General features: G+C 39.4%; 21 protein-coding genes and 1 other annotated feature. Of the genes, 14 read left to right on the top strand and 7 right to left on the bottom strand.

What is annotated here, in order from left to right:
* Window positions 1–17: 17 nt before the first annotated feature.
* A complete protein-coding gene (trpS, locus tag M1D84_RS13350; RefSeq protein ID WP_024425046.1) occupies window positions 18–1,013 on the bottom strand; it encodes a tryptophan--tRNA ligase in 996 nt (331 codons plus the stop codon).
* Between the two features lie 53 nt (window positions 1,014–1,066).
* Window positions 1,067–1,287 (bottom strand) — a binding site (T-box leader).
* Window positions 1,288–1,769: 482 nt separating this feature from the next.
* Here trpS and M1D84_RS13345 point away from each other — a divergent pair.
* The 8 genes from M1D84_RS13345 (at window position 1,770) to spxA (ending at window position 9,100) form a co-directional block, all read left to right on the top strand.
* Window positions 1,770–3,407 (top strand): peptide ABC transporter substrate-binding protein, encoded by a 1,638-nt coding sequence (locus M1D84_RS13345; protein ID WP_024425045.1) that lies wholly within the window; start codon window positions 1,770–1,772, stop codon window positions 3,405–3,407.
* A gap of 116 nt (window positions 3,408–3,523) precedes the next feature.
* A complete protein-coding gene (locus M1D84_RS13340) occupies window positions 3,524–4,468 on the top strand; it encodes an ABC transporter permease (RefSeq protein WP_024426481.1) in 945 nt (314 codons plus the stop codon).
* 3 nt (window positions 4,469–4,471) lie between these two features.
* The gene (locus M1D84_RS13335; protein ID WP_024425043.1) at window positions 4,472–5,389 is read left to right on the top strand and encodes an ABC transporter permease; all 918 of its coding nucleotides are present in this window, start codon (window positions 4,472–4,474) and stop codon (window positions 5,387–5,389) included.
* A gap of 12 nt (window positions 5,390–5,401) precedes the next feature.
* Window positions 5,402–6,481, top strand: coding sequence for an ABC transporter ATP-binding protein (locus tag M1D84_RS13330; RefSeq protein ID WP_024425042.1), 1,080 nt, complete (start codon window positions 5,402–5,404; stop codon window positions 6,479–6,481).
* A gap of 1 nt (window position 6,482) precedes the next feature.
* The gene (locus M1D84_RS13325) at window positions 6,483–7,403 is read left to right on the top strand and encodes an ABC transporter ATP-binding protein (protein WP_024425041.1); all 921 of its coding nucleotides are present in this window, start codon (window positions 6,483–6,485) and stop codon (window positions 7,401–7,403) included.
* A 104-nt stretch (window positions 7,404–7,507) separates the two neighbouring features.
* On the top strand, window positions 7,508–7,795 hold the full coding sequence (locus M1D84_RS13320; RefSeq protein WP_234107714.1) for a hypothetical protein: 288 nt from the start codon (window positions 7,508–7,510) through the stop codon (window positions 7,793–7,795).
* Window positions 7,796–7,932: 137 nt separating this feature from the next.
* Entirely contained in the window at window positions 7,933–8,511 is a 579-nt protein-coding gene (locus M1D84_RS13315; RefSeq protein WP_024425040.1) for a GNAT family N-acetyltransferase, read from the top strand.
* A 193-nt stretch (window positions 8,512–8,704) separates the two neighbouring features.
* The gene (gene spxA, locus M1D84_RS13310) at window positions 8,705–9,100 is read left to right on the top strand and encodes a transcriptional regulator SpxA (protein WP_003211421.1); all 396 of its coding nucleotides are present in this window, start codon (window positions 8,705–8,707) and stop codon (window positions 9,098–9,100) included.
* Window positions 9,101–9,139: 39 nt separating this feature from the next.
* On the opposite strand, the gene M1D84_RS13305 is transcribed toward spxA, so the two are convergent.
* Window positions 9,140–9,805 (bottom strand): TerC family protein, encoded by a 666-nt coding sequence (locus tag M1D84_RS13305; RefSeq protein WP_283860008.1) that lies wholly within the window; start codon window positions 9,803–9,805, stop codon window positions 9,140–9,142.
* Window positions 9,806–10,068: 263 nt separating this feature from the next.
* On the opposite strand from M1D84_RS13305, the gene mecA reads away from it, so the two are divergent.
* From mecA to pepF, 4 genes are all read left to right on the top strand, one after another.
* Complete coding sequence (mecA, locus tag M1D84_RS13300) at window positions 10,069–10,734, top strand: adaptor protein MecA (RefSeq protein WP_024425038.1); 666 nt, start codon at window positions 10,069–10,071, stop codon at window positions 10,732–10,734.
* A gap of 87 nt (window positions 10,735–10,821) precedes the next feature.
* A complete protein-coding gene (gene cls, locus M1D84_RS13295; protein ID WP_458106299.1) occupies window positions 10,822–12,342 on the top strand; it encodes a cardiolipin synthase in 1,521 nt (506 codons plus the stop codon).
* Between the two features lie 162 nt (window positions 12,343–12,504).
* Window positions 12,505–13,665 carry a competence protein CoiA gene (locus M1D84_RS13290; protein WP_044334759.1) on the top strand — a complete coding sequence of 387 codons (1,161 nt, stop codon included), beginning with the start codon at window positions 12,505–12,507 and terminating at the stop codon, window positions 13,663–13,665.
* Between the two features lie 214 nt (window positions 13,666–13,879).
* The gene (gene pepF / locus M1D84_RS13285; protein WP_281733681.1) at window positions 13,880–15,706 is read left to right on the top strand and encodes an oligoendopeptidase F; all 1,827 of its coding nucleotides are present in this window, start codon (window positions 13,880–13,882) and stop codon (window positions 15,704–15,706) included.
* Between the two features lie 106 nt (window positions 15,707–15,812).
* Here the strand turns inward: pepF and M1D84_RS13280 are convergent, their stop codons facing one another.
* The 5 genes from M1D84_RS13280 to M1D84_RS13260 all read right to left on the bottom strand — a co-directional run bounded on the left by M1D84_RS13280 (window position 15,813) and on the right by M1D84_RS13260 (window position 19,231).
* Window positions 15,813–15,986 carry a hypothetical protein gene (locus M1D84_RS13280; protein WP_024425034.1) on the bottom strand — a complete coding sequence of 58 codons (174 nt, stop codon included), beginning with the start codon at window positions 15,984–15,986 and terminating at the stop codon, window positions 15,813–15,815.
* A gap of 295 nt (window positions 15,987–16,281) precedes the next feature.
* Window positions 16,282–17,193, bottom strand: a complete 912-nt coding sequence (locus tag M1D84_RS13275; RefSeq protein ID WP_024425033.1) for a ClpXP adapter SpxH family protein — start codon at window positions 17,191–17,193, stop codon at window positions 16,282–16,284.
* Window positions 17,190–17,588 carry a globin domain-containing protein gene (locus M1D84_RS13270; protein ID WP_008355333.1) on the bottom strand — a complete coding sequence of 133 codons (399 nt, stop codon included), beginning with the start codon at window positions 17,586–17,588 and terminating at the stop codon, window positions 17,190–17,192. The genes M1D84_RS13275 and M1D84_RS13270 overlap by 4 nt, the downstream gene beginning before the upstream one ends.
* Window positions 17,589–17,863: 275 nt before the next feature.
* Window positions 17,864–18,631, bottom strand: a complete 768-nt coding sequence (locus tag M1D84_RS13265) for a lytic transglycosylase domain-containing protein (protein ID WP_415316221.1) — start codon at window positions 18,629–18,631, stop codon at window positions 17,864–17,866.
* Window positions 18,632–18,652: 21 nt separating this feature from the next.
* The gene (locus tag M1D84_RS13260) at window positions 18,653–19,231 is read right to left on the bottom strand and encodes a CYTH domain-containing protein (RefSeq protein ID WP_458106298.1); all 579 of its coding nucleotides are present in this window, start codon (window positions 19,229–19,231) and stop codon (window positions 18,653–18,655) included.
* Window positions 19,232–19,468: 237 nt separating this feature from the next.
* Between M1D84_RS13260 and M1D84_RS13255 the strand changes: the two genes are divergently transcribed.
* Window positions 19,469–19,834, top strand: a complete 366-nt coding sequence (locus tag M1D84_RS13255) for a UPF0738 family protein (protein ID WP_024425029.1) — start codon at window positions 19,469–19,471, stop codon at window positions 19,832–19,834.
* Between the two features lie 33 nt (window positions 19,835–19,867).
* Window positions 19,868–20,497, top strand: coding sequence for a GTP pyrophosphokinase (locus M1D84_RS13250; RefSeq protein ID WP_024425028.1), 630 nt, complete (start codon window positions 19,868–19,870; stop codon window positions 20,495–20,497).
* The last annotated feature ends 1 nt before the right edge of the window (window position 20,498 follow it).

Raw genomic sequence — 20,498 nt, 5'->3', positions numbered from 1 at the left:
CGTGCTGCAAGCTTTTTTTATTTGCGTTTTCTGCCAAGACCCATCGCATTCTCCATTTTTTTCAGCATTTTGTTTGCTGCGCGGTTTGCTTTTTCAGCACCTTCGTCTAGAATACGGTCAAGCTCGTCTGATTCAATGAGTTCATAGTATCGATCTTGAATTGGTTTTAAAGCATCAACGACAACGTTCGCAAGATCTCCTTTAAACTCACCATATCCTTTTCCTTCGTATTTTTGCTCCAGCTCTGCAATGGATATGTTGCCTAATACAGAATAAATCGTCAGCAAGTTGGCAATTCCAGGCTTGTTCTCTTTGTCATACTTGACGATGCCTTCTGAATCCGTCACAGCACTTTTAATTTTCTTTTCAAGCTGCTTTGGTTCATCTAATAAGGTAATGAAAGATTTTTGGTTCGGATCAGATTTGCTCATTTTTTTCGTTGGATCTGTTAAAGACATAATCCGCGCGCCTTCTTTTGGAATTTTCACTTCAGGCACAGTGAAAATGTCATTGTACTTTCGGTTAAAGCGTTCAGCGAGCGTTCTAGTCAATTCAAGATGCTGCTTTTGGTCTTCTCCAACAGGGACTAAATCAGTACCATATAATAAGATATCGCCAGCCATTAATGGGGGATACGTTAATAGGCCTGAAACAACTGCTTCTTTACCAGCTGATTTGTCCTTAAATTGGGTCATTCTTTCTAATTCCCCAATATAAGCAACACATTGAAGCATCCATCCTGCCTGGGCGTGAGCAGGTACCTCTGATTGGATAAACAATGTCGCTTTCTCTGGATCAAGACCAACAGCTAAATAAAGAGCTGCTAAGCTTCTAATATTTTGACGGAGAGCTAATCGGTCCTGACTCACTGTAATCGCATGTTGATCGACGACACAAAAATAGCCATTATAGTCATGCTGCAAATCGACAAATTGCTTCATTGCTCCAATATAGTTCCCTAATGTGACAGAACCGCTCGGCTGAATGCCTGAAAAAATTGTCTTCTTTGTCATACTAAAACCTCTTTTCTTCAATATAAAAAGGCCCACCCATCACTTTTCAACAGAAAAGGGACGAATGAACCGTGGTACCACCCTTGTTATTTCACATAGAAATCACTCAAGACGTTGATAACGGAGACTGCTCCGTCTAAGCCTACTCACTTTTTTAGAAGTGTTCGGTTAGCTGCTCCAAAGCCCATTCCATACATGCCATTATCTGCTCACACCGGCCGCAGACTCTCTGTAAATGGTGAATATATGTACTCTTCTTTTTCATCGCAACAATATGTCTATCTATTATAAAGGATGACCATGAAAAAGTCACGAAGCCTTTATGTGACCTTCTCATCATGCCTATTGACACTTAAAATTTTAGATAAAATACTAAATATCTGTCAGAATCTTTTAAAAAAGGATGATTAATTATATGTATAAAACATTATTCCTGCTGAATTTGTTAAATTATTTTAATCAATTTACGCTTTAATTTGTTGAAGTGATTGAGACTTTAGTTTATAAAAATCCCTCTTTATCCCCATTTACGTTTTTAAAAAATATATGAAATTGATATTGCAATAAATTATTCTATTCATTATAATGAATTTGTTCACACGTTTGTGCTAGGCTCTTTACATAGTGAAAATTCAGAAAAAACAAAAGAAATAGAAAGTAAGCTATTTAGGGACTTTTTTACGCTATTTCTTAAATCTGAATCTCATCTTCTATCGAGACCTTTGAACTAAAAACATATTATAAGGGGGAATACAGTTGAAAAAGCGTTGGTCTGTTGTTACTTTAATGCTTATTTTCACACTTGTATTAAGCGCTTGTGGTTTCAGCGGAAACAAATCAGGCGACAGCACGAGCAGTTCTGGAGAGGCTAAAACAACATTAAATGTGAATATCTCCACTGAGCCTTTTTCTCTACATCCGGGATTGGCAAATGATTCAACTTCAGGTAGTGTCATCCGTCAGACTTTTGAGGGATTAACAAGAATTAACGCTGAAGGAAAGCCAGAAAATGCAATGGCTTCTGATATCAAAACAAGTGCTGATGGTAAAACTTATACATTCACACTTCGTGATGCAAAATGGTCTAATGGTGACCCTGTAAAAGCAGAAGATTTTGAATATGCTTGGAAATGGGCATTAGATCCTAAAAATGAATCTCAATATGCTTACCAGCTTTACTATATTAAAGGTGCTGAAGCAGCAAACAAAGGGAAAGCGAAAGTTGCTGATGTTGGCATTAAAGCTAAAGACGACAAAACGCTTGTAGTTGAGCTAGAGAACCCAACACCGTTCTTTACTGAACTAACTGCATTCTATACTTATATGCCAGTCAACAAAAAAGTGGCTGAAAAGAATAAAAACTGGTACACAAATGCTGGTGAAAACTACGTATCTAACGGACCATTCGTTCTTTCTAAATGGAAACATGGCGGTTCGATCACGCTTGAAAAGAACAATGAATACTGGGATAAAGATACTGTGAAATTGAAAAAAATCAACATGTCTATGATCAAAGATACAAACACTGAACTTAGCATGTTCAAAAAAGGCGAGCTTGACTGGGCTGGTTCTCCGACTGGAAGCCTTCCAACTGAGTCTTTAAAAACATTGAAAAAAGAGGGCGGTCTGAAAATCCAGACGATCGCTGGTATCTATAACTACAAATTCAACACAGAAGTAAAACCTTTGAACAATGCAAACATCCGTAAGGCCCTTGCATACTCAATCAACCGTCAAGCGATCGTTGACAAAATTACGCAAGGTGAACAAGTTCCAGCAATGGCAATCGTTCCACCAACAATGGAAGGTTTCACAGATAACAAAACTGGCTACTTCAAAGATCATGATGTAGATACAGCTAAAAAGCTTCTTGAAAAAGGTGCGAAAGAATTAGGTTATAAGTCTGTTTCTGATCTTCCAACATTGAAACTTTCTTACAACACAGATGAAGGCCACCAAAAGATTGCACAAGCAATTCAAGAAATGTGGAAAAAAGATTTAGGTGTGAAAGTTGAACTTGATAACTCTGAGTGGAACGTATACATCGACAAAATCCACAGCGGAGACTACCAAATCGGACGTATGGGCTGGTTAGGTGACTTCAACGATCCAGTGAACTTCCTTGAGCTTTACAAAGATAAAGACGGTGGAAACAACGACACTGGATGGGAAAGCAAAGAGTACAAACAATTGTTGAATGATTCTGCAAAAGAAACAGATAAAACGAAGCGTGAAGAAATGCTGAAAAAAGCAGAAGAAATCATCATCAACGATATGCCTGTAGCACCAATTTACTTCTACACTCAGCTTTGGGTACAAGATCCAAAACTTAAAGGTGTAGTTGTATCTGGACTAGGTGATGTTCAATACAAATGGGCACATTTCGAAAAGTAAGAGTCATAGTGTAAGAGATCTACGGCAAGGATCTTAAGGTATATGGAGGATGTCTCTCCATATACCTTTCTTGCTGATTAGAGAAATTGTTGTAAAATCATGGAGGTGCAATTCCGTTGCTTAAATATATCGGTAAGCGATTAATATATATTTTAATCACACTGTTTGTTATTGTAACTGCAACTTTCTTTCTCATGCAGGCAGCACCTGGTGGTCCATTCTCTGGTGAGAAGAAACTTCCTGCTGAAATTGAAGCAAACCTAAACGAGCACTACGGATTGGACAAGCCCTTATTTGTTCAATATGTAAGCTACCTAGGTTCAGTTGCAACATTAGATTTTGGTCCCTCATTTAAATATAAAGGACAAACTGTAAATGACTTAATCAGTTCTGGATTCCCCGTTTCCTTTACCCTCGGAATTGAGGCAATTCTCCTCGCATTAGCATTTGGTGTATTGTTTGGGGTCCTTGCAGCGCTCTATCATAACAAGTGGCAAGACTATACGATTGCCATTTTAACGATCTTTGGAATTTCAGTTCCAAGTTTCATTTTAGCGGCGCTACTACAATATGTATTTGCATCTGAGGCAAGTATTATAGCGATCTTCCCAGTTGCAGGATGGGAGTCTTGGGCAAGCACCGTACTACCTTCTATTGCACTTTCCTTCATGCCAATGGCATTTATCGCTAGACTTGCACGGTCAAGTATGCTTGAAGTACTAAATAGTGACTACATTAGAACGGCTAGAGCGAAAGGATTAACAAAATCTGCTGTGACGATCAAACACGCCATCCGAAACGCATTGTTACCTGTTATCACATACATGGGACCAATGGCTGCTTCAGTTTTAACAGGTAGTTTTGTCGTTGAGAAGATTTTTGGTATCCCTGGATTAGGCTCTCACTTTGTCACAAGCATTACAAACCGTGATTACACCGTCATCATGGGTGTTACAGTCTTCTACAGTATTATTCTATTAATCAGTATTCTAGTCGTTGACGTCCTCTACGGTATTATCGATCCTAGAATTAAACTGACGAAGGCGAAGAAAGGGGTCTAACACATGGAAGAGATGAGAAAAGATTTATTTGTGCCTGCGACAGCTGACGCAGCAGAATCTGAAAAAATTTCTAAACCTAGTCTATCTTTATGGAAGGATGCCATGCTTCGCTTCCGTGCCAATAAACTTGCAATGGTTGGACTTACAATCATTTTTATTATTGTGATGCTGGCCATCTTTGTTCCGATGTTTTCTAAATATGATTACTCCACGACCGATTTGCTGAATGCTGACCAGCCGCCTTCAAAAGAGCACTGGTTTGGTACAGATGATTTAGGACGTGACATGTTTGTCCGTACATGGGTCGGGGCAAGAATTTCGATCTTCATCGGTCTTGCTGCAGCGGTCCTTGACGTGATCATCGGTATTATTTGGGGAAGTATTGCTGCGTTCAAAGGCGGCCGTACAGATGAAGTAATGATGCGTATCGCAGACGTTTTATGGGCAATTCCAACACTATTAATGGTTATCTTAATGATGGTTGTTCTGCCAAAAGGATTATTAACGATTATCCTCGCCATGACAGTCGTAGGCTGGATTAACATGGCACGTATTGTTCGGGGACAGGTTTTACAATTAAAGAGTCAAGAATACGTTCTTGCAGCACAAACATTAGGTGCGAAAACATCTAGACTTTTATTTAAACACTTAATTCCAAACTCAATGGGACCAATTCTTGTGACGATGACATTAACGATTCCTTCTGCTATCTTCACAGAGGCATTCCTAAGCTACCTAGGGCTTGGTGTACCGGCTCCGTTAGCGAGCTGGGGAACAATGGCGTCTGACGGAATTCCAGCCATGACGTACTACCCTTGGAGATTATGGTTCCCAGCCGCATTTATCTGTATTACAATGTTTGGTTTTAACGTGGTTGGAGACGGACTAAGAGACGCTTTAGATCCGAAGTTGCGTAAATAAGGAGTGATTAGGATGGAACGTGAACGTATTCTAGAGGTGAAAGACCTTGCAATCTCATTTAAAACATATGGTGGAGAGGTTCAAGCCATTCGTGGTGTGAACTTCCACTTAAATAAAGGCGAGACACTTGCTATTGTAGGTGAATCTGGCTCTGGTAAAAGTGTGACATCACAAGCGATCATGAGATTAATTCCGATGCCGCCGGGTTATTTCAAGCGTGGACAGATCCTGTTTGATGGCCAAGATATTGTCAAGAAAACTGAGAAACAAATGCAAACCATTCGAGGAAAAGATATCTCAATGATCTTCCAAGATCCGATGACATCTTTGAATCCAACGATGAAAGTCGGGAAACAAATTACAGAAGTGCTGTTCAAGCATGAACAAATTTCAAAAGAAGCGGCTGAAAAAAGAGCCATTGAACTATTGGAGCTCGTTGGAATTCCAATGCCTGAAAAAAGAATTAAACAATATCCGCACGAATTTAGTGGCGGGATGAGACAAAGGGTTGTCATCGCCATGGCGCTTGCAGCAGATCCAAAGCTGCTGATTGCCGATGAGCCGACGACTGCACTTGATGTAACAATTCAAGCACAAATTTTAGAATTAATGAAAGAAATTCAGCAAAAGGTTGACACTTCGATTATCTTTATTACGCATGATCTAGGTGTTGTTGCCAACGTCGCTGATCGTGTAGCTGTTATGTATGCAGGACAGATTGTGGAGACAGGGACTGTCGATGAAATTTTCTACAATCCTAAGCATCCGTATACATGGGGACTTTTAGCATCCATGCCGAGTCTTGACACAGATGGCGGAGATGAAGGAAAGCTGACTGCCATTCCAGGAACACCACCAGATCTGACAAACCCGCCGAAAGGAGATGCATTTGCACTCCGCAGCGATTATGCAATGAAAATTGACTTTGAACAAGAACCGCCAATGTTCAAAGTATCAGATACGCATTATGTGAAATCATGGCTACTTCATCCGAATGCACCTAAAGTTGAACCGCCTGCTTCTGTAAAGGCGAGAATGCGTGAACTAGAAGGTAGCTACGAAAAACCTGTATTAGTAAAAGAGGGTGAATAGCATGGCAGAAAAACTGTTAGAAATCAAAAATTTGAAACAGCATTTCCATACAGCAAGAGGAACTGTGAAAGCAGTTGATGGGGTTTCATTTGATATTTACAAAGGTGAAACGCTTGGTCTTGTAGGTGAGTCTGGTTGTGGTAAATCCACTACGGGCCGTTCGATCATTAGACTTTATGATGCGACAGATGGTGAAGTTCTTTATAAGGGAGAAAATGTACACGGGAAGAAATCAAGACAAAAAATGCTTGAGTTCAACCGTCAAATGCAGATGATCTTCCAAGATCCATATGCTTCACTCAACCCTAGAATGACAGTGCTTGACATTATTGCAGAGGGCATCGACATTCATGGCCTTGCAAAAACAAAACAGGCGCGTAAAGAGCGTGTGTACCAATTACTTGAAACTGTTGGCTTGAACAAAGAGCATGCGAACAGATACCCGCATGAATTCTCAGGCGGTCAAAGGCAGCGTATCGGAATTGCACGTGCATTAGCAGTAGAGCCGGATTTCATCATCGCCGATGAACCAATCTCTGCATTAGACGTGTCGATCCAAGCGCAGGTCGTCAATTTATTGAAAGAGCTTCAAGAGGAAAAAGGTTTAACGTACTTATTCATTGCCCATGACTTGTCCATGGTAAAATACATCAGCGATCGTATCGGCGTGATGTATTTCGGAAAATTGGTTGAGCTGGCACCAGCGAATGAATTATACGAAAACCCGCTTCATCCATATACAAAATCATTGCTGTCTGCGATTCCGCTTCCAGATCCTGATTATGAGCGTAACCGCAAACGAATCAAGTATGATCCATCTGTTCACAAAGGAACAAACACCGAGTTCCGTGAAGTGAAGCCAGGTCACTTTGTGAGCTGCACAGAGGAAGAGTTCAAAGAGCTACAGGCGAAACAATCATAAGAACGAAGAAGCACTGCTAAGTCAGTGCTTCTTTTTTTATTTTACAAAAAAACAAGATGATGGTAATTTTTAGTTAAGTACAAGCAGATACCGGAGGAAATCAAATGTTAAATTGGAAAACCTTTCGTTATTCATTGCTTCATGTTCTCATTGTATTTATGCTTTTTTCAACGTCTTTTTTCAGAAAACCAAACGGAGGAAAGTGGATGCTCGCGTTTATGGTGCTCATTGGGATTGTGACTTTTTCAGTGGAATATATGCTTAACCGAAAGACAAGCGGTCAGAAGCAAGAAGCACGGCGCGTAAAATATCTTTATTTCATCATGCTTCAAATTGCGATGACACTTATCCTGTTTGTCTGCATTCAACTCGTCATGAATCGTTCGTTATAAAACTTTTTTTGCGTTAATTGAAAAAAAGTGAAACTACTTTAGACTTTGCTGCGTCTTACTAGTACAGGCGTTTAAATAGCAGGAAATCGGGAATATCTAAGGAAGTGGTTCTTAACTATAGCATAAGGAGCAGATCCATGAATTGGTATGAAAAGCTCAGTGAATACTTCCCGATAGAAGAAATGAAGTCAAAAGAGCATATGGAAGCTTTATTAAAGGAAAGAAGTGATATTTATCATAAGGAGGAAGGACCTCATCATGTGATGATGTACGCCGAATTTGATTCTTTCATCTTTATTGATTATTTATTTGTTTCCAAAGATGCAAGAGGTGAAGGCCTCGGGTCAAAGCTTATTCATAAGCTGAAGGAAAAAAAGAAACCGATCTTGCTTGAGGTCGAGCCTGTAGATGAAGATGATGCAGATACTGCAAAACGCCTAAAGTTTTACCAAAGAGAGCACTTCAAGCATGCAGAATCAATCGGTTATAAACGCAGGTCACTTGCAACTAATGAAGTGAACCGCATGGAAATTCTTTATTGGTCGCCTCTTACAAATCATGAGGAAGAGATCATGGAAGCCATGAGGAAGACCTATGAACGAATCCATACGTATAAAGATGAAGAATGGTATGGACAATCGTATGAGGACGTTGATGATGTATTGAAGATCATTGAAAATAGAAAGCAAAAAAATATTTTCGATCATCTCGACTAAATGAGAATGTTCAGACATCAAGCAGCACCACAAAATGAATGAAATTGTCTAGTTTTTGTCACAAAAATTGCAAGAAAATCTGTTCACACTTACTTTTTTATAGTATAATCACTATAAAGATTACTTATTTAGAACAATTTTAATTTAAGAATACAGATCAATATTCATTCTACAAATTGAGGAGTGAAGATTTATGGTAACATTATACACATCACCAAGCTGTACATCATGTAGAAAAGCAAGAGCGTGGTTAGAAGAGCACAATATCCCCTATCAAGAGAGAAACATTTTTTCTGAGCCTCTTTCAATCGATGAAATCAAAGAAATTCTTCGAATGACAGAAGACGGTACAGATGAAATTATCTCAACACGTTCAAAAGTATTCCAAAAACTAAATGTCAATGTTGAGACAATGCCGCTTCAACAATTGTATAAACTAATCAATGAGCATCCAGGTCTTCTGCGTCGTCCAATTATTTTGGATGAAAAAAGACTACAAGTTGGATACAATGAAGATGAAATTAGACGTTTCTTACCAAGAACGGTTCGTACATTCCAACTAAGAGAAGCTCAGCGACTTGCTAACTAATAGAAAAACGAAAAGCTGCCGATCATTTGGCAGCTTTTTTTATTTGTTTTCAGCCGTTTGTTCGTAAAAAAGGCTGGCTAATATGACCGCTATGACGGTTAAAAACGGAAGCATCAGTTCAAGCGTGGCATGCTGTGCCATAAATTCAGTCAATTTCACATCACGCACAATCATTTCGCCGCCTGTAAAGGCCAAGAGCGCACTTCCTCCGTATAAAAGAAACGGAAATTTGGTTAAAGCTGCATGAATCAGCTTGCTTCCCCAAATAATAATCGGTACAGAAATCATGAGGCCAAACGCGGTCAGAAGCATATTGCCTTTTGCTGCACCTGCAACTGCGATGACATTATCAAGTGACATAAAGAGGTCGGCAATCACAATGGTTTGAACCGCACGCCAAAGGGAGCCGCTGCTCTTAATCCGAATGGATTCCTTCTTTTGTTCAATTAACAGATTGTATCCTATATAAAGGAGAAAAAGACCGCCAATAAACTGCAAATAAGGGATAGTCAATAAATAAACTGCGGCACCCGTCATTGTAATTCTCATCAGAACGGCCAAAAGAGTGCCGATCCAAATGGCTTTATTGCGTTTGTCATGTGATAAACTGCGACTGGCCATCGCAATGATGAGCGCATTATCTCCGCCTAAAATCAGGTCTATGCCAATAATCATCAGTAAGGATACGATCCACTCTGTTTCCATCTATTTCACCTCTTGTCCTAATAGAGCTCGTACAACCAATATATGAGGACAATTCAAATATATGTTTCTGCAAGTTTTCTCTGCAAAAAATGCGTTTTTATTTCTTTTATTCATGTTTTATCATAAAATAGACAGTACGAAGCAATACCTCAATTCTTTAAACGGTTAACATGTAGACGGAACGGGTAAAGTGTAGTAAAGTACTATTAATTGGGAGCTTGTATGTCCCTTCAACATCTTATATAGAAGGGAAGGTTGGCAAAATGGAAATCGAAAGAATAAATGAACATACAGTAAAATTTTATATTTCCTACGGTGATATTGAAGATCGCGGATTTGACCGTGAAGAGATTTGGTATAATCGTGAGCGCAGTGAAGAGCTGTTTTGGGAAGTAATGGACGAAGTGCACGAAGAAGAAGAATTTGCAGTAGAGGGGCCGCTTTGGATTCAAGTACAGGCACTTGATAAAGGTCTTGAAATTGTCGTGACAAAAGCCCAACTTTCTAAAGATGGACAAAAGCTCGAATTGCCGATTCCAGAAGATAAAAAAGATCAAACAGATGAAGAAAGCTTAGACGCACTGCTTGATGATTTTCATAAAGAAGAGCAAGATCAAGAAGACCATAATGAGAAGGACAAAAAACTTCAACTTCAATTCGTGTTGAAAATGGATGACTTTGAAGATTTGATTGCACTTTCTCAATTAAATATGCAGGATTTTACCACAAGTTTATATTCGTTTGAAAACCGTTATTATCTATATGTTGACTTCCACGAGGATTTGTCAGATGAGCAAGTGGAAAATAAGCTCAGCATTTTGCTTGAATATGCTCATGAATCAGTGGTCAGCATCTACAGACTGAAAGAATACGGTCAGCTGATTATCGAAGGGAATGCCCTTGAAACGATTCAACAGCACTTCTCGTAACTAACAAAAAGTCGATTTCTATAGAGGAATCGGCTTTTTTATCTGAATGAATAGGTAAATAAAGAGATCGGCAAGGAGAAAAATGAAATGAGAAATGTAGTCAAAGTTCTATTTTTTCTAATCATTACGATAGGTGCTTATTTAATCATCCAATTGATTGCCGGTGATTTAGCGGTAAGTGTATTAAGTTCTGTCAGTGTTCTATTTACTTTATCGATTATTTTCATCGGATTTGTTATTTTCTTGGAGAACCGGAATCCGTCTCAAACGATTACATGGCTTGTCCTGCTTGGCAGCTTTCCGTTATTCGGCTTTTTGTTCTACATTTTCTTTGGACGCAATATTAAAAAGCGCCGACTGTTTGAAAAGAAGGCGGTATTGGACGAGAAGTTAATCCAGGAAGATGAAAATATCCATAGAGAAGCAATTGAAAAAATGACGCATATGGGTGATCATCAGCAGCTCTTATTTAAGCTGGCCCACAGACTTGGACATACTCCTATTACATATCGCACGTCCTCTAAAGTCTTAACCAATGGTGAAGAAACATTCTCTCATATTTTTGAAGAGATTAAAAAAGCAACACATCACATTCATTTAGAATATTACATTCTCCGCCACGATGACCTTGGCCAAGAATTAAAGGACATTCTCATTGAAAAAGCGAAAAATGGCGTGATTGTCCGCTTTTTATATGACGATGTAGGAAGCTTAAAACTTTCTCGTCAATATATTGCTGACCTAGAAAAGGCTGGCGTTCAGATCGTTCCGTTTTTACCAGTAAGGCTCCCCCTTTTAAATAATAAAATCAACTTCCGAAATCATAGAAAAATTGTCGTAATTGATGGGGAAGTGGGATTTGTCGGCGGGCTTAACATTGGAGACGAATACATGGGCAGAAGCAGACAATATGGATTCTGGCGTGATACTCATTTGATGATTAAGGGCGAAGCTGTTCGTGACCTCCAGCAGATTTTCATGCAGGATTGGTATTATATGACGAATGAAAGATGCTCTGGTGTGGACTATTTCAAAGATTTCAGCCACCTTGAGAGTACAACAGAAGGCGTACAAATGATTGCTGGCGGGCCTGACAAGCAGTGGGAGGTCATTAAAAATCTCTTTTTCTCCATGATCATCTCCGCCAAAAAATCCATCTGGATCGCTTCACCGTATTTTGTGCCGGATGATGATATTTTGTCCGCATTGAAAATTGCCGCATTGAGCGGAGTAGATGTACGGATTATTGCTCCAAAGAATCCAGATAAACGGATTGTTTTCCATGCGTCTCGTTCTTACTTCCCGGAGCTTCTTGACGCAGGGGCAAAGGTGTACGAGTATGATCAAGGCTTTATGCATAGTAAATTTATTATTGTGGATAGCGAGCTGGCTTCGATAGGAACGGCAAACATGGATATGAGAAGCTTTCATTTGAACTTTGAAGTGAATGCCTTCCTCTATAAAACAAAAAGCACCGAGAAGCTCGTCAACGATTTCTTAGGTGATTTAGAGCAGTCACATGAAATTGTTCCTGAAGAGTTTGCAAAGAGACCTTTGGGGGTCAGACTGTTTGAATCAACAGCAAGATTATTATCACCACTTTTATAAAGATTGTATTTTCCCCCTTTTCTATAAGGGGGATTTTTAATTTTCCTGAAGAGATGATCATTAAAATCATCTTTTGACACGGTAAAAATTCATTTTGCCTTTTCGCTTCCTTATAGACGAACAAGCTATAATACGGTCATCAAAGAGCGAGGGGCGAACTGAATGAATACAGCAATGATGGATAACGGTAAGCTTATCCGAATGACACATCATTTATCGAAAAGCCGTCTGGAGCATGTAAGAAATACGTGCAAATTTTATTGTCCTGAGTGCAGGGAGGAGGTGCAATTAAAGCTAGGGGAGCATCGTGTCTATCATTTTGCGCATAAACAGCTGACAGCATGTCCGTTAGCCTCTGGCGAAACGGCTTATCATCAGGCGGGAAAGGAAGCTATTATGAATTGGCTGAAGGGGCTTGGACATAAACCGGCGCTGGAAAAGTATATGTCAAAGATTCATCAGCGTCCTGATGTGACCGTCTCTATAGGAAATGAAACCTATGCAATCGAATTTCAATGTGCAAATATTTCCCGGCAAGAGCTTCGCAGAAGAACAGCAGGTCTCCGCGAGGCAGGGCTCTTTCCCATATGGATGATAGGGGCAAATCGTTTAAACCGAAAATCTGCCCAGCTTTTTTCTTTCTCCTCCATTCATTGGGGAATTTTAAGGGAATCAGAGGAAAGGCGGTTGATTTTTTTCTGCCCGATCCAGAATAAGTTCATCCATCTTGATCAATTCCTTGTGTTTCAATCAACGAAAATATGTGCGGCAATGACTGTCAGACCACCTTCAGCATACCGCGAAATTCCGGCATTTCTATCTCCGCCTTCAAGCAAGCGTCAAGTAAACCAACAATGGATTAAATGTATACAGCAATTTAGGTTGCGTCCTCCTCGCATTTTATCAAATGAAAGCAAACGTTTGAGAAATATTTTTTATGAGCATCATCAAACAGCATTCCCTTTCTTGCCAACTGAATTATTTATTCCAGTGCAAGAAGCGTATATTTTTACAAGTCCCGTGTATGTTTGGCAGGGGTGTCTCTATGATTGGATGATGAGGAAAAAAGGAAGCGGAAGAGTGACAATTCAGCAGCTAATGATGGAAATCAATCGATGTGTGCAAATGAAAGAAGTGAAACTCCGATATGGCGATGTTTCAAGAGAAGAAATAAAAGAGGTGGTCACTGCATATGTAAATGCGCTTGTAAGACAAGGGTTTTTACATATGACGAAAGAGGGTAATTATGAAGTATCGTCGAATCAAATGCCTATACGAACACTAGATGAAGTGTTAAAACGAGATGCTTTCTTATTTCATTAGCATGTTTCATCATCACTTTGATCATGATAAGAAAAAGGTGGTGCTGCTATTGAATCAAAAGAAACGCTTTTTTCTCATTTTTTTAGTCTGTTTGGTATTTATTTCTGCATATGATTTGACAAATATAGTTCAAAACAAAGAAGATAAATACAACACCAATTTCTTTCACTTTCCGAAAGGTTGGTTCAACACAACTCAAGCAAGGGGGATTCATATGACTTCACAAAACAAAAACAATCATCTACCAGACAGAAGCGAAGTAAAAGAAGAAAACAAATGGCGTCTTGAAGATATTTTTGAAAGCGTCGATGCATGGAACAAGGAATTCGAAGCGGTCAAAAAAGAAATTCCGAAGCTGGCTCAGTTTAAAGGCAAGCTGGCCCATTCTGCTGATGTCCTGTATGAAGCCCTAACCTTTCAGGATCAACTTTCTGAAAAGCTTGGCAAGCTTTATACATACGCGCACATGAAATACGATGAAGATACAACGAACTCATCCTTTCAGGCGTTAAATGATAAAGCCTCGAATCTATTTACACAGCTGTCTAGTACATCTGCTTATATTGTTCCAGAGATTTTATCGATTCAAGAAGATAAATTGCAGCAATTCATACTAGAAAAAGAAGAATTAAAACTGTACTCACATGCTCTCGAAGAAATTAATAAAGAGCGTCCACATATTTTAAGTGAGGAGCAAGAAGCTTTATTAGCGGAGGCCTCTGAACCACTTTCATCTTCATCTACTACTTTTAGTATGTTTAACAACGCCGACATTTCTTTTCCTTCTGTAAAGGATGAGAATGGGGAGGAAAAGAAGATTACCCACGGCAACTTCATCACATTTTTAAATAGTGATGATCGTGAAGTGAGAAAGAATGCCTTTAAAGCTGTGTATAAAACGTATGATCAGTATAAGAATACACTTGCTTCTACACTGAGCGGTTCAATTAAGAAGGATAATTTTTATGCAAAAGTACGAAATTACAAATCGGCAAGAGAAGCAGCATTATCACGAAACAGCATCCCGGAAGAAGTGTATGACAATCTAATTGATACAGTTCATCAATATTTACCGTTATTACACCGTTATATTGAATTACGTAAAAAGGTATTAAAGCTTGATGAAGTGCACAATTACGACTTGTACACACCACTTGTGAAAGATGCTGGCATGAAGCTCACCTACGATGAAGCAAAGGATTATATGCTGAAAGGGTTAGCCCCATTAGGAGAAGAATATGTGTCCGTGTTAAAAGAAGGACTCGAAAATCGCTGGGTAGACGTTTATGAGAATAAAGGGAAACGAAGCGGTGCTTATTCATCTGGGAGCTATGGTACAAATCCATATATCCTCATGAACTGGCAAAATAATATTGATAATTTGTTTACACTGGCTCATGAATTTGGGCATTCTGTACACAGCTACTATACAAGAAAGCACCAGCCATATCCGTATGGAAACTATAGTATCTTTGTAGCTGAAGTGGCTTCCACTACAAATGAAGCGTTACTAGGCGAATACCTGCTTAATCATTTAGACGATAAAAAGCAGCGTTTGTATGTATTAAACCACTTGTTAGAAGGATTTAGAGGAACGGTATTTAGACAAACGATGTTTGCTGAGTTTGAGCATCTTATTCATGTGAAAGCACAAGAAGGAGAGGCTTTAACGCCAGAATTTATGACGAACCTTTATTATGACCTGAACAAGAAGTATTTTGGTGACGGTATGGTGGTTGATAAGGAAATCGGATTAGAGTGGACGAGAATCCCTCATTTCTATTACAACTATTATGTGTATCAATACGCGACAGGCTATAGCGCGGCGCAGGCATTAAGCAAGCAAATATTACAAGAAGGAAAACCAGCGGTAGAGCGCTACACCGATTTCCTTAAAGCAGGAAGCTCTGATTATCCAATCAATGTGTTGAAAAAAGCAGGGGTTGATATGGCTTCTAAAGAACCAATCGAAGCAGCATGTCAATTGTTCGAAGAAAAACTAAAAGAAATGGAAGAGCTCATCTCCAAAACAGGTGAGTAATGAAAAGACTTCTGTCAGACGTGTGAGTGCTATCTCATCTTTTGACAGGAGTTTTTTTCTCATAAAAAAAGACCTCTTCAGATGTCGAGGCCGTTCCATGTCAATATCAACCTTTAAAACCTCTAAAGGTCTTACGGTGATTCATTCGATAAAGCGTAAAAAGAATCGAAGCAAATAAGAGTGGAGACGTCAAATAAAGAGGAAGCATCTTCATTAAGCCTAATATATTTAAAAAGAAACATAAGCCAATGGCAACAAGTCCAATAGTTGTGCTGCGCATGCAGATCCCCCCATTTTTTTGTTACTTTTACTATATGAAAGTGACAACCCTCTTATGTTTTGTGACAAAAATATGAACATATAGTATATCTGTTGTCATAAGTCGACAAAATTTGATATACTACAGATGTGAAATTAATCACATACAAACATTACCCCTTTGTTTGACCGTGAAAAATTTCTCCCATCCCCTTTGTTGTCGTTAAGACATAGTGAAACCGCGCTTATCCCGGCGCGGTTTCTTCGTATTTATAAACAGAACAAATGTTCTTGGTGAAGGTAAAGAAAAACATGGGTCAGCACCCATGTTCATTTTCACAGCGATAGACATCAAGATCTGTATGGTGGTCATTCTCTTTATAGCGCCAAAACATTTCTTGCTGCACTTGGACACGTTCTACCTTTTGAGCGAAAGCCAGCTTCTTCATTTCTCGTTCAACTTCTTCAAGCGTCAGGTCATAGACAACGGCTATCTCTTTTGCGGAAGCAAATTGAAAGTAAGCAATAAACCATTCAATTGGAGGCCGTTCTGATGGTGTTGGTTTTTCACCAATCATTTCAAAAAGGATTTCTTCGTAAATATCATAAGAGTAGGCACCTGAAATTTTTAATCCTTCGTCTCCATTTACGGTATTAAAAAAGGCGAAGGTCGGAAGCTCAGATACGTCCATTTCAGCTGCAATTTTCATATCACATTGCAGTGCTTTCACAGCACTTTGAGAATGAATGTCGCGCTGGAATTCCTCGATGTCCAGTCCAGCACTTTTTGCATTTTCTATCAGCACCTGCTCACTTGTGACATCTTGCTGATGGCAAAAAAGTGATTCTTGAATGAGACGCAAAAACTTCATTCCGCATTTTCTGCCTTGAAGCTCCGCTGCTTTTAGTGCGAGTGAGGCGAGGTAGGGTGATGTCACAATTTGTTCAGACAGCATTTGTTCTTTTTTGGTCTGCGTTTTAGTGGCAAATTTCCCCCATGCTTCAGTCAGTAAATGTTTCTTTCTTTTCCGATTCAAAGCATTAATACTAGAACTTGTTACCGTTCGTAAAGTGAAAAAACGGCCATATTTCATTTTCAACTTTTTAATGGACGGCTCTAATAACCAGCAGTCAGGGCTTAGAGGATCAATGAATACATAGATTTCAATCGGCTTTTGAGGATGTCCGTGACAGTGTGAGAAATATTGATCGTGCGTATTGCAGCTCAAGATCGTCCATCCTTTTCAGGTGTTTGGTTGACCATATGACGAGCCGTCAGAGAAAGCCGTTCAAATAAAAAGTCACGAATATCGCCGGTTAATCCTACTTGATCCATTGCATCCTCCATGCATTCAAGCCATGCGTCAGCCCGCTCCTCAGTAATCGGAAAAGGGAGATGTCTCGCCCGCAGCATTGGGTGGCCATGCTCTTCTGTATAAAGCGGCGGTCCGCCTAAATATTGCGTTAAAAACTGTTTTTGTTTTCTTGCTGTTTCTTTTAAGTCATCCGGGAAAATAGGATGAAGCAAAGGATGACACTTTACATTTTCATAAAAAGTATCAACAAGTTGCGATAGAAGTTCCTCTCCAACCGCTTCGTAAGGTGCGTTAAACGATTGTACCATGTTGACTACTCCTTTTACTCGTAGTTAATAGGATGACTCACCCTATTGCGTATTTCATTTATTTCAAAAGTGATATTCAGTTTGTTCTATTTTATTGTTTCTATTCTTGTACTTATTTTAACAACCTCATCTCAATTCCACAAACAAACCGCTTTGGTCTGCTCGAAATAAAGAGAGAATCGGATTCTGTGATCAATTGACCATATCATAACACATTCAGTCAAAAAAGGGGGAAAAGCGACATACAAAAAACCGAAGAGGTTATTCTCTTCGGTTTAAGCGAAATATTGAGCTGTGATTTTCTTTACATAATTTTGTGTTTCTTTAAATGGAGGAATGCCTCCGTATTTATCTACATTTCCTGAGCCTGCATTATAGGCAGCTAAGGCGAGTGAGATATTTCCGTTATATTTATTGAGCATTTGTTTTAAATACTTCGTTCCGCCTTCAATGTTTTGGGACGCATCAAAAGCATTGTTGACGCCAAGTGATTTAGCAGTAGATGGCATGAGCTGCATGAGTCCAAGCGCACCTGCATGGCTGACAGCATTTGTGCGGTAGCCGGATTCCTGCTTGATGACCGCGTGAATCAGCTTTCCGGGAACGCCATGCTTTTGAGCCATTTGTGACACGATTTGATTAATCTCTTTTGATGATGAGCCGCTGGAGACAGCCTTTTGAAGCGGCGGCGTGTAGCTGTTGTTTAAGACATTTCCAATGCCATTCGCTGTATTTAATTGGTTGTCATTTGCATACAAAGATTGGGCCTCAAGCTGATCACTGCCGGAAGTGACAGATAAATATGGATTTGTACGCGCATATTGCGTGTTCGGAGCCGTTGATGGGTCCGTGCCCATAAAAGCAGAGATGGAAAGCGGGAGACGTGATAATTCTGATCCGCCTAAAAAATCTTGCAGCAGCGACTGAAATGAAGCTTGGGCATTTGATTCTTGACCCGCAGACATTTGCGTTTGTGCTGGATCTGTCTGTAACGTTTTAAGCGCTTGAAGCTGCATAAAGGATTGAAGTTGATTGACGTTCATCATGTTCCTCCTTCAAGGAATTCATCTATTCTGTGTTTTCATTTTTTCTTCATAAAAACGAACGACTTTGTTTTTCGTGTTTCGTACTGGAATATGAAATTTGCGGAGCAATGCGGAGAAAGCGGCTTGTCCGATTTCCAGGTCGCTCACTTCAAATTCAAGTTCATAGTCCTCTACTGTTAAATATCGGCTGTGATCCAAAACAATTAAGCCTTCTTGAATCATTTTTTCTGCTCTTGACGTTTCAAGTGAACCAAAGTACACAATTTGATCCTTTTGAATGTTCAGGTGGTCTAATCTTTCCGCAACTTCACCATCTGGCAGCTCAAAATCGTCAAGTTGAGATGGGGGAGCGATCGTTTGGTGGGTTTCGAGCAAGCCTATTTCGTGAGGTTCCTTTAATGTGAGCACCCATTGACCGTTTTTTTCTCTCATTCTTAATGCAGCCAATTGAGATTTTATATCAAATTGAGGTGTATCAAAATAATAGTTGGTTTGCGTATGGAAATCCGCTTCCTTCAATTGAAAATGCTGTTTCAGCTGTTCAAATTCTTCTTTCATTAATAATTGCTTTAGTTCGATTTCAATTTCCTGTGCCATTTTGACATCAACCTTTCATTAGAGGAAATATGATTATTGTACATGAAGTGTGTTCACCATGTAAAAGACTGTTTTTTTCTCTCTATTTTCAATTTAGGTATGGACCAAAATGAATGAAGAATCTTGGGAAAGGATCATTTAAAAGAGAAAAACAGGATTTTCTCAAAAAGTTCGGTTTATCAATATTGAACTTGATATGATAAAATAAAGCTGTACTTTGTTGTAAAGGAGATCATGATGCAAAACAGAATTGAAATCACAGAAGCAACTTTAAAAGAAGACAGGCTGATTTTGACAATCCAGTCAGAAGAGCAAATCCAAAAAGCAAAAGCATCAGGACAAATGCTTGTTGATTCTGATCACTTTGCGTTCGTTTACATACTTGAAACCGAGGAGTCCTTTTCGTATCTTATTTTAGGGGAACATACATGGGCTCCATTAAAAGAAGCAATGAATCGTGACATCCCTGTCTATTTGGCATCGGATGAATATTCGCTGGAACTCATTCAGCTTCAACAGGAATTACATTATTTAATCGACAATATTAAAGACAATGCCAATTACGGAGATATGGAAGAGAAAGTGAAAAGCACATTCCTCTGAAATAATTAGGTATATGGAATTGGGGGAAGTTTCATGGACAAAAAACAATGGGATCAATTCCTCGCACCGTATAAACAAGCAGTCGAAGAATTAAAAGTGAAACTAAAAGGCATTCGAAAGCTGTATGAATTCGAGGATGACCATTCACCAGTAGAATTTGTCACAGGCCGAGTGAAACCCGTTGCCAGCATATTAGAAAAGGCAAAGCGTAAAAACATCCCGATGCATGAGATTGAAACGATGCAGGATATTGCTGGGCTTCGCATTATGTGCCAGTTTGTAGAAGATATACAAGTCGTGAAAAAAATGCTCCAGTCACGTAAAGATTTTGTGGTTGTAGATAAACGCGACTATATTGCAGAACATAAAGAAAGCGGATACCGCTCTTACCACCTTGTTGTGTTATATCCGCTGCAAACCGTAAGTGGAGAGAAACAGCTCCTCGTCGAAATCCAAATTCGTACGCTTGCGATGAACTTTTGGGCGACCATTGAGCATTCTCTGAATTATAAATATAGCGGGAATATCCCGGAGAAGGTCAAGCTGCGCCTTCAAAGAGCATCTGAGGCAGCATCTCGTCTCGATGAAGAAATGTCCGAAATCAGAGGGGAAATTCAAGAAGCACAAGTGGCATTTTCCCGGAAAAAGAAAAACGACAGCTGAG

The organism is Bacillus sp. PK5-006, assembly GCF_054161415.1.
Note: the sequence above shows the minus strand (reverse complement) of the source record. Positions and strands in the feature narration are given on the sequence as shown.

Bases quoted from the DNA above. Each gene is read 5' to 3' on its own strand.
- M1D84_RS13330 (WP_024425042.1), top strand. From the start codon at position 5,402: ATGGAACGTGAACGTATTCTAGAGGTGAAAGACCTTGCAATCTCATTT.
- M1D84_RS13325 (WP_024425041.1), top strand. From the start codon at position 6,483: ATGGCAGAAAAACTGTTAGAAATCAAAAATTTGAAACAGCATTTCCAT.
- mecA (WP_024425038.1), top strand. From the start codon at position 10,069: ATGGAAATCGAAAGAATAAATGAACATACAGTAAAATTTTATATTTCC.
- M1D84_RS13265 (WP_415316221.1), bottom strand. From the start codon at position 18,631: ATGAACGTCAATCAACTTCAATCCTTTATGCAGCTTCAAGCGCTTAAA.
- M1D84_RS13305 (WP_283860008.1), bottom strand. From the start codon at position 9,805: ATGGAAACAGAGTGGATCGTATCCTTACTGATGATTATTGGCATAGAC.
- M1D84_RS13335 (WP_024425043.1), top strand. From the start codon at position 4,472: ATGGAAGAGATGAGAAAAGATTTATTTGTGCCTGCGACAGCTGACGCA.
- trpS (WP_024425046.1), bottom strand. From the start codon at position 1,013: ATGACAAAGAAGACAATTTTTTCAGGCATTCAGCCGAGCGGTTCTGTC.
- M1D84_RS13250 (WP_024425028.1), top strand. From the start codon at position 19,868: ATGGACAAAAAACAATGGGATCAATTCCTCGCACCGTATAAACAAGCA.
- pepF (WP_281733681.1), top strand. From the start codon at position 13,880: ATGACTTCACAAAACAAAAACAATCATCTACCAGACAGAAGCGAAGTA.
- M1D84_RS13315 (WP_024425040.1), top strand. From the start codon at position 7,933: ATGAATTGGTATGAAAAGCTCAGTGAATACTTCCCGATAGAAGAAATG.
- cls (WP_458106299.1), top strand. From the start codon at position 10,822: ATGAGAAATGTAGTCAAAGTTCTATTTTTTCTAATCATTACGATAGGT.
- M1D84_RS13290 (WP_044334759.1), top strand. From the start codon at position 12,505: ATGAATACAGCAATGATGGATAACGGTAAGCTTATCCGAATGACACAT.
- M1D84_RS13255 (WP_024425029.1), top strand. From the start codon at position 19,469: ATGCAAAACAGAATTGAAATCACAGAAGCAACTTTAAAAGAAGACAGG.
- M1D84_RS13320 (WP_234107714.1), top strand. From the start codon at position 7,508: ATGTTAAATTGGAAAACCTTTCGTTATTCATTGCTTCATGTTCTCATT.
- spxA (WP_003211421.1), top strand. From the start codon at position 8,705: ATGGTAACATTATACACATCACCAAGCTGTACATCATGTAGAAAAGCA.
- M1D84_RS13270 (WP_008355333.1), bottom strand. From the start codon at position 17,588: ATGGTACAATCGTTTAACGCACCTTACGAAGCGGTTGGAGAGGAACTT.
- M1D84_RS13260 (WP_458106298.1), bottom strand. From the start codon at position 19,231: ATGGCACAGGAAATTGAAATCGAACTAAAGCAATTATTAATGAAAGAA.
- M1D84_RS13280 (WP_024425034.1), bottom strand. From the start codon at position 15,986: ATGCGCAGCACAACTATTGGACTTGTTGCCATTGGCTTATGTTTCTTT.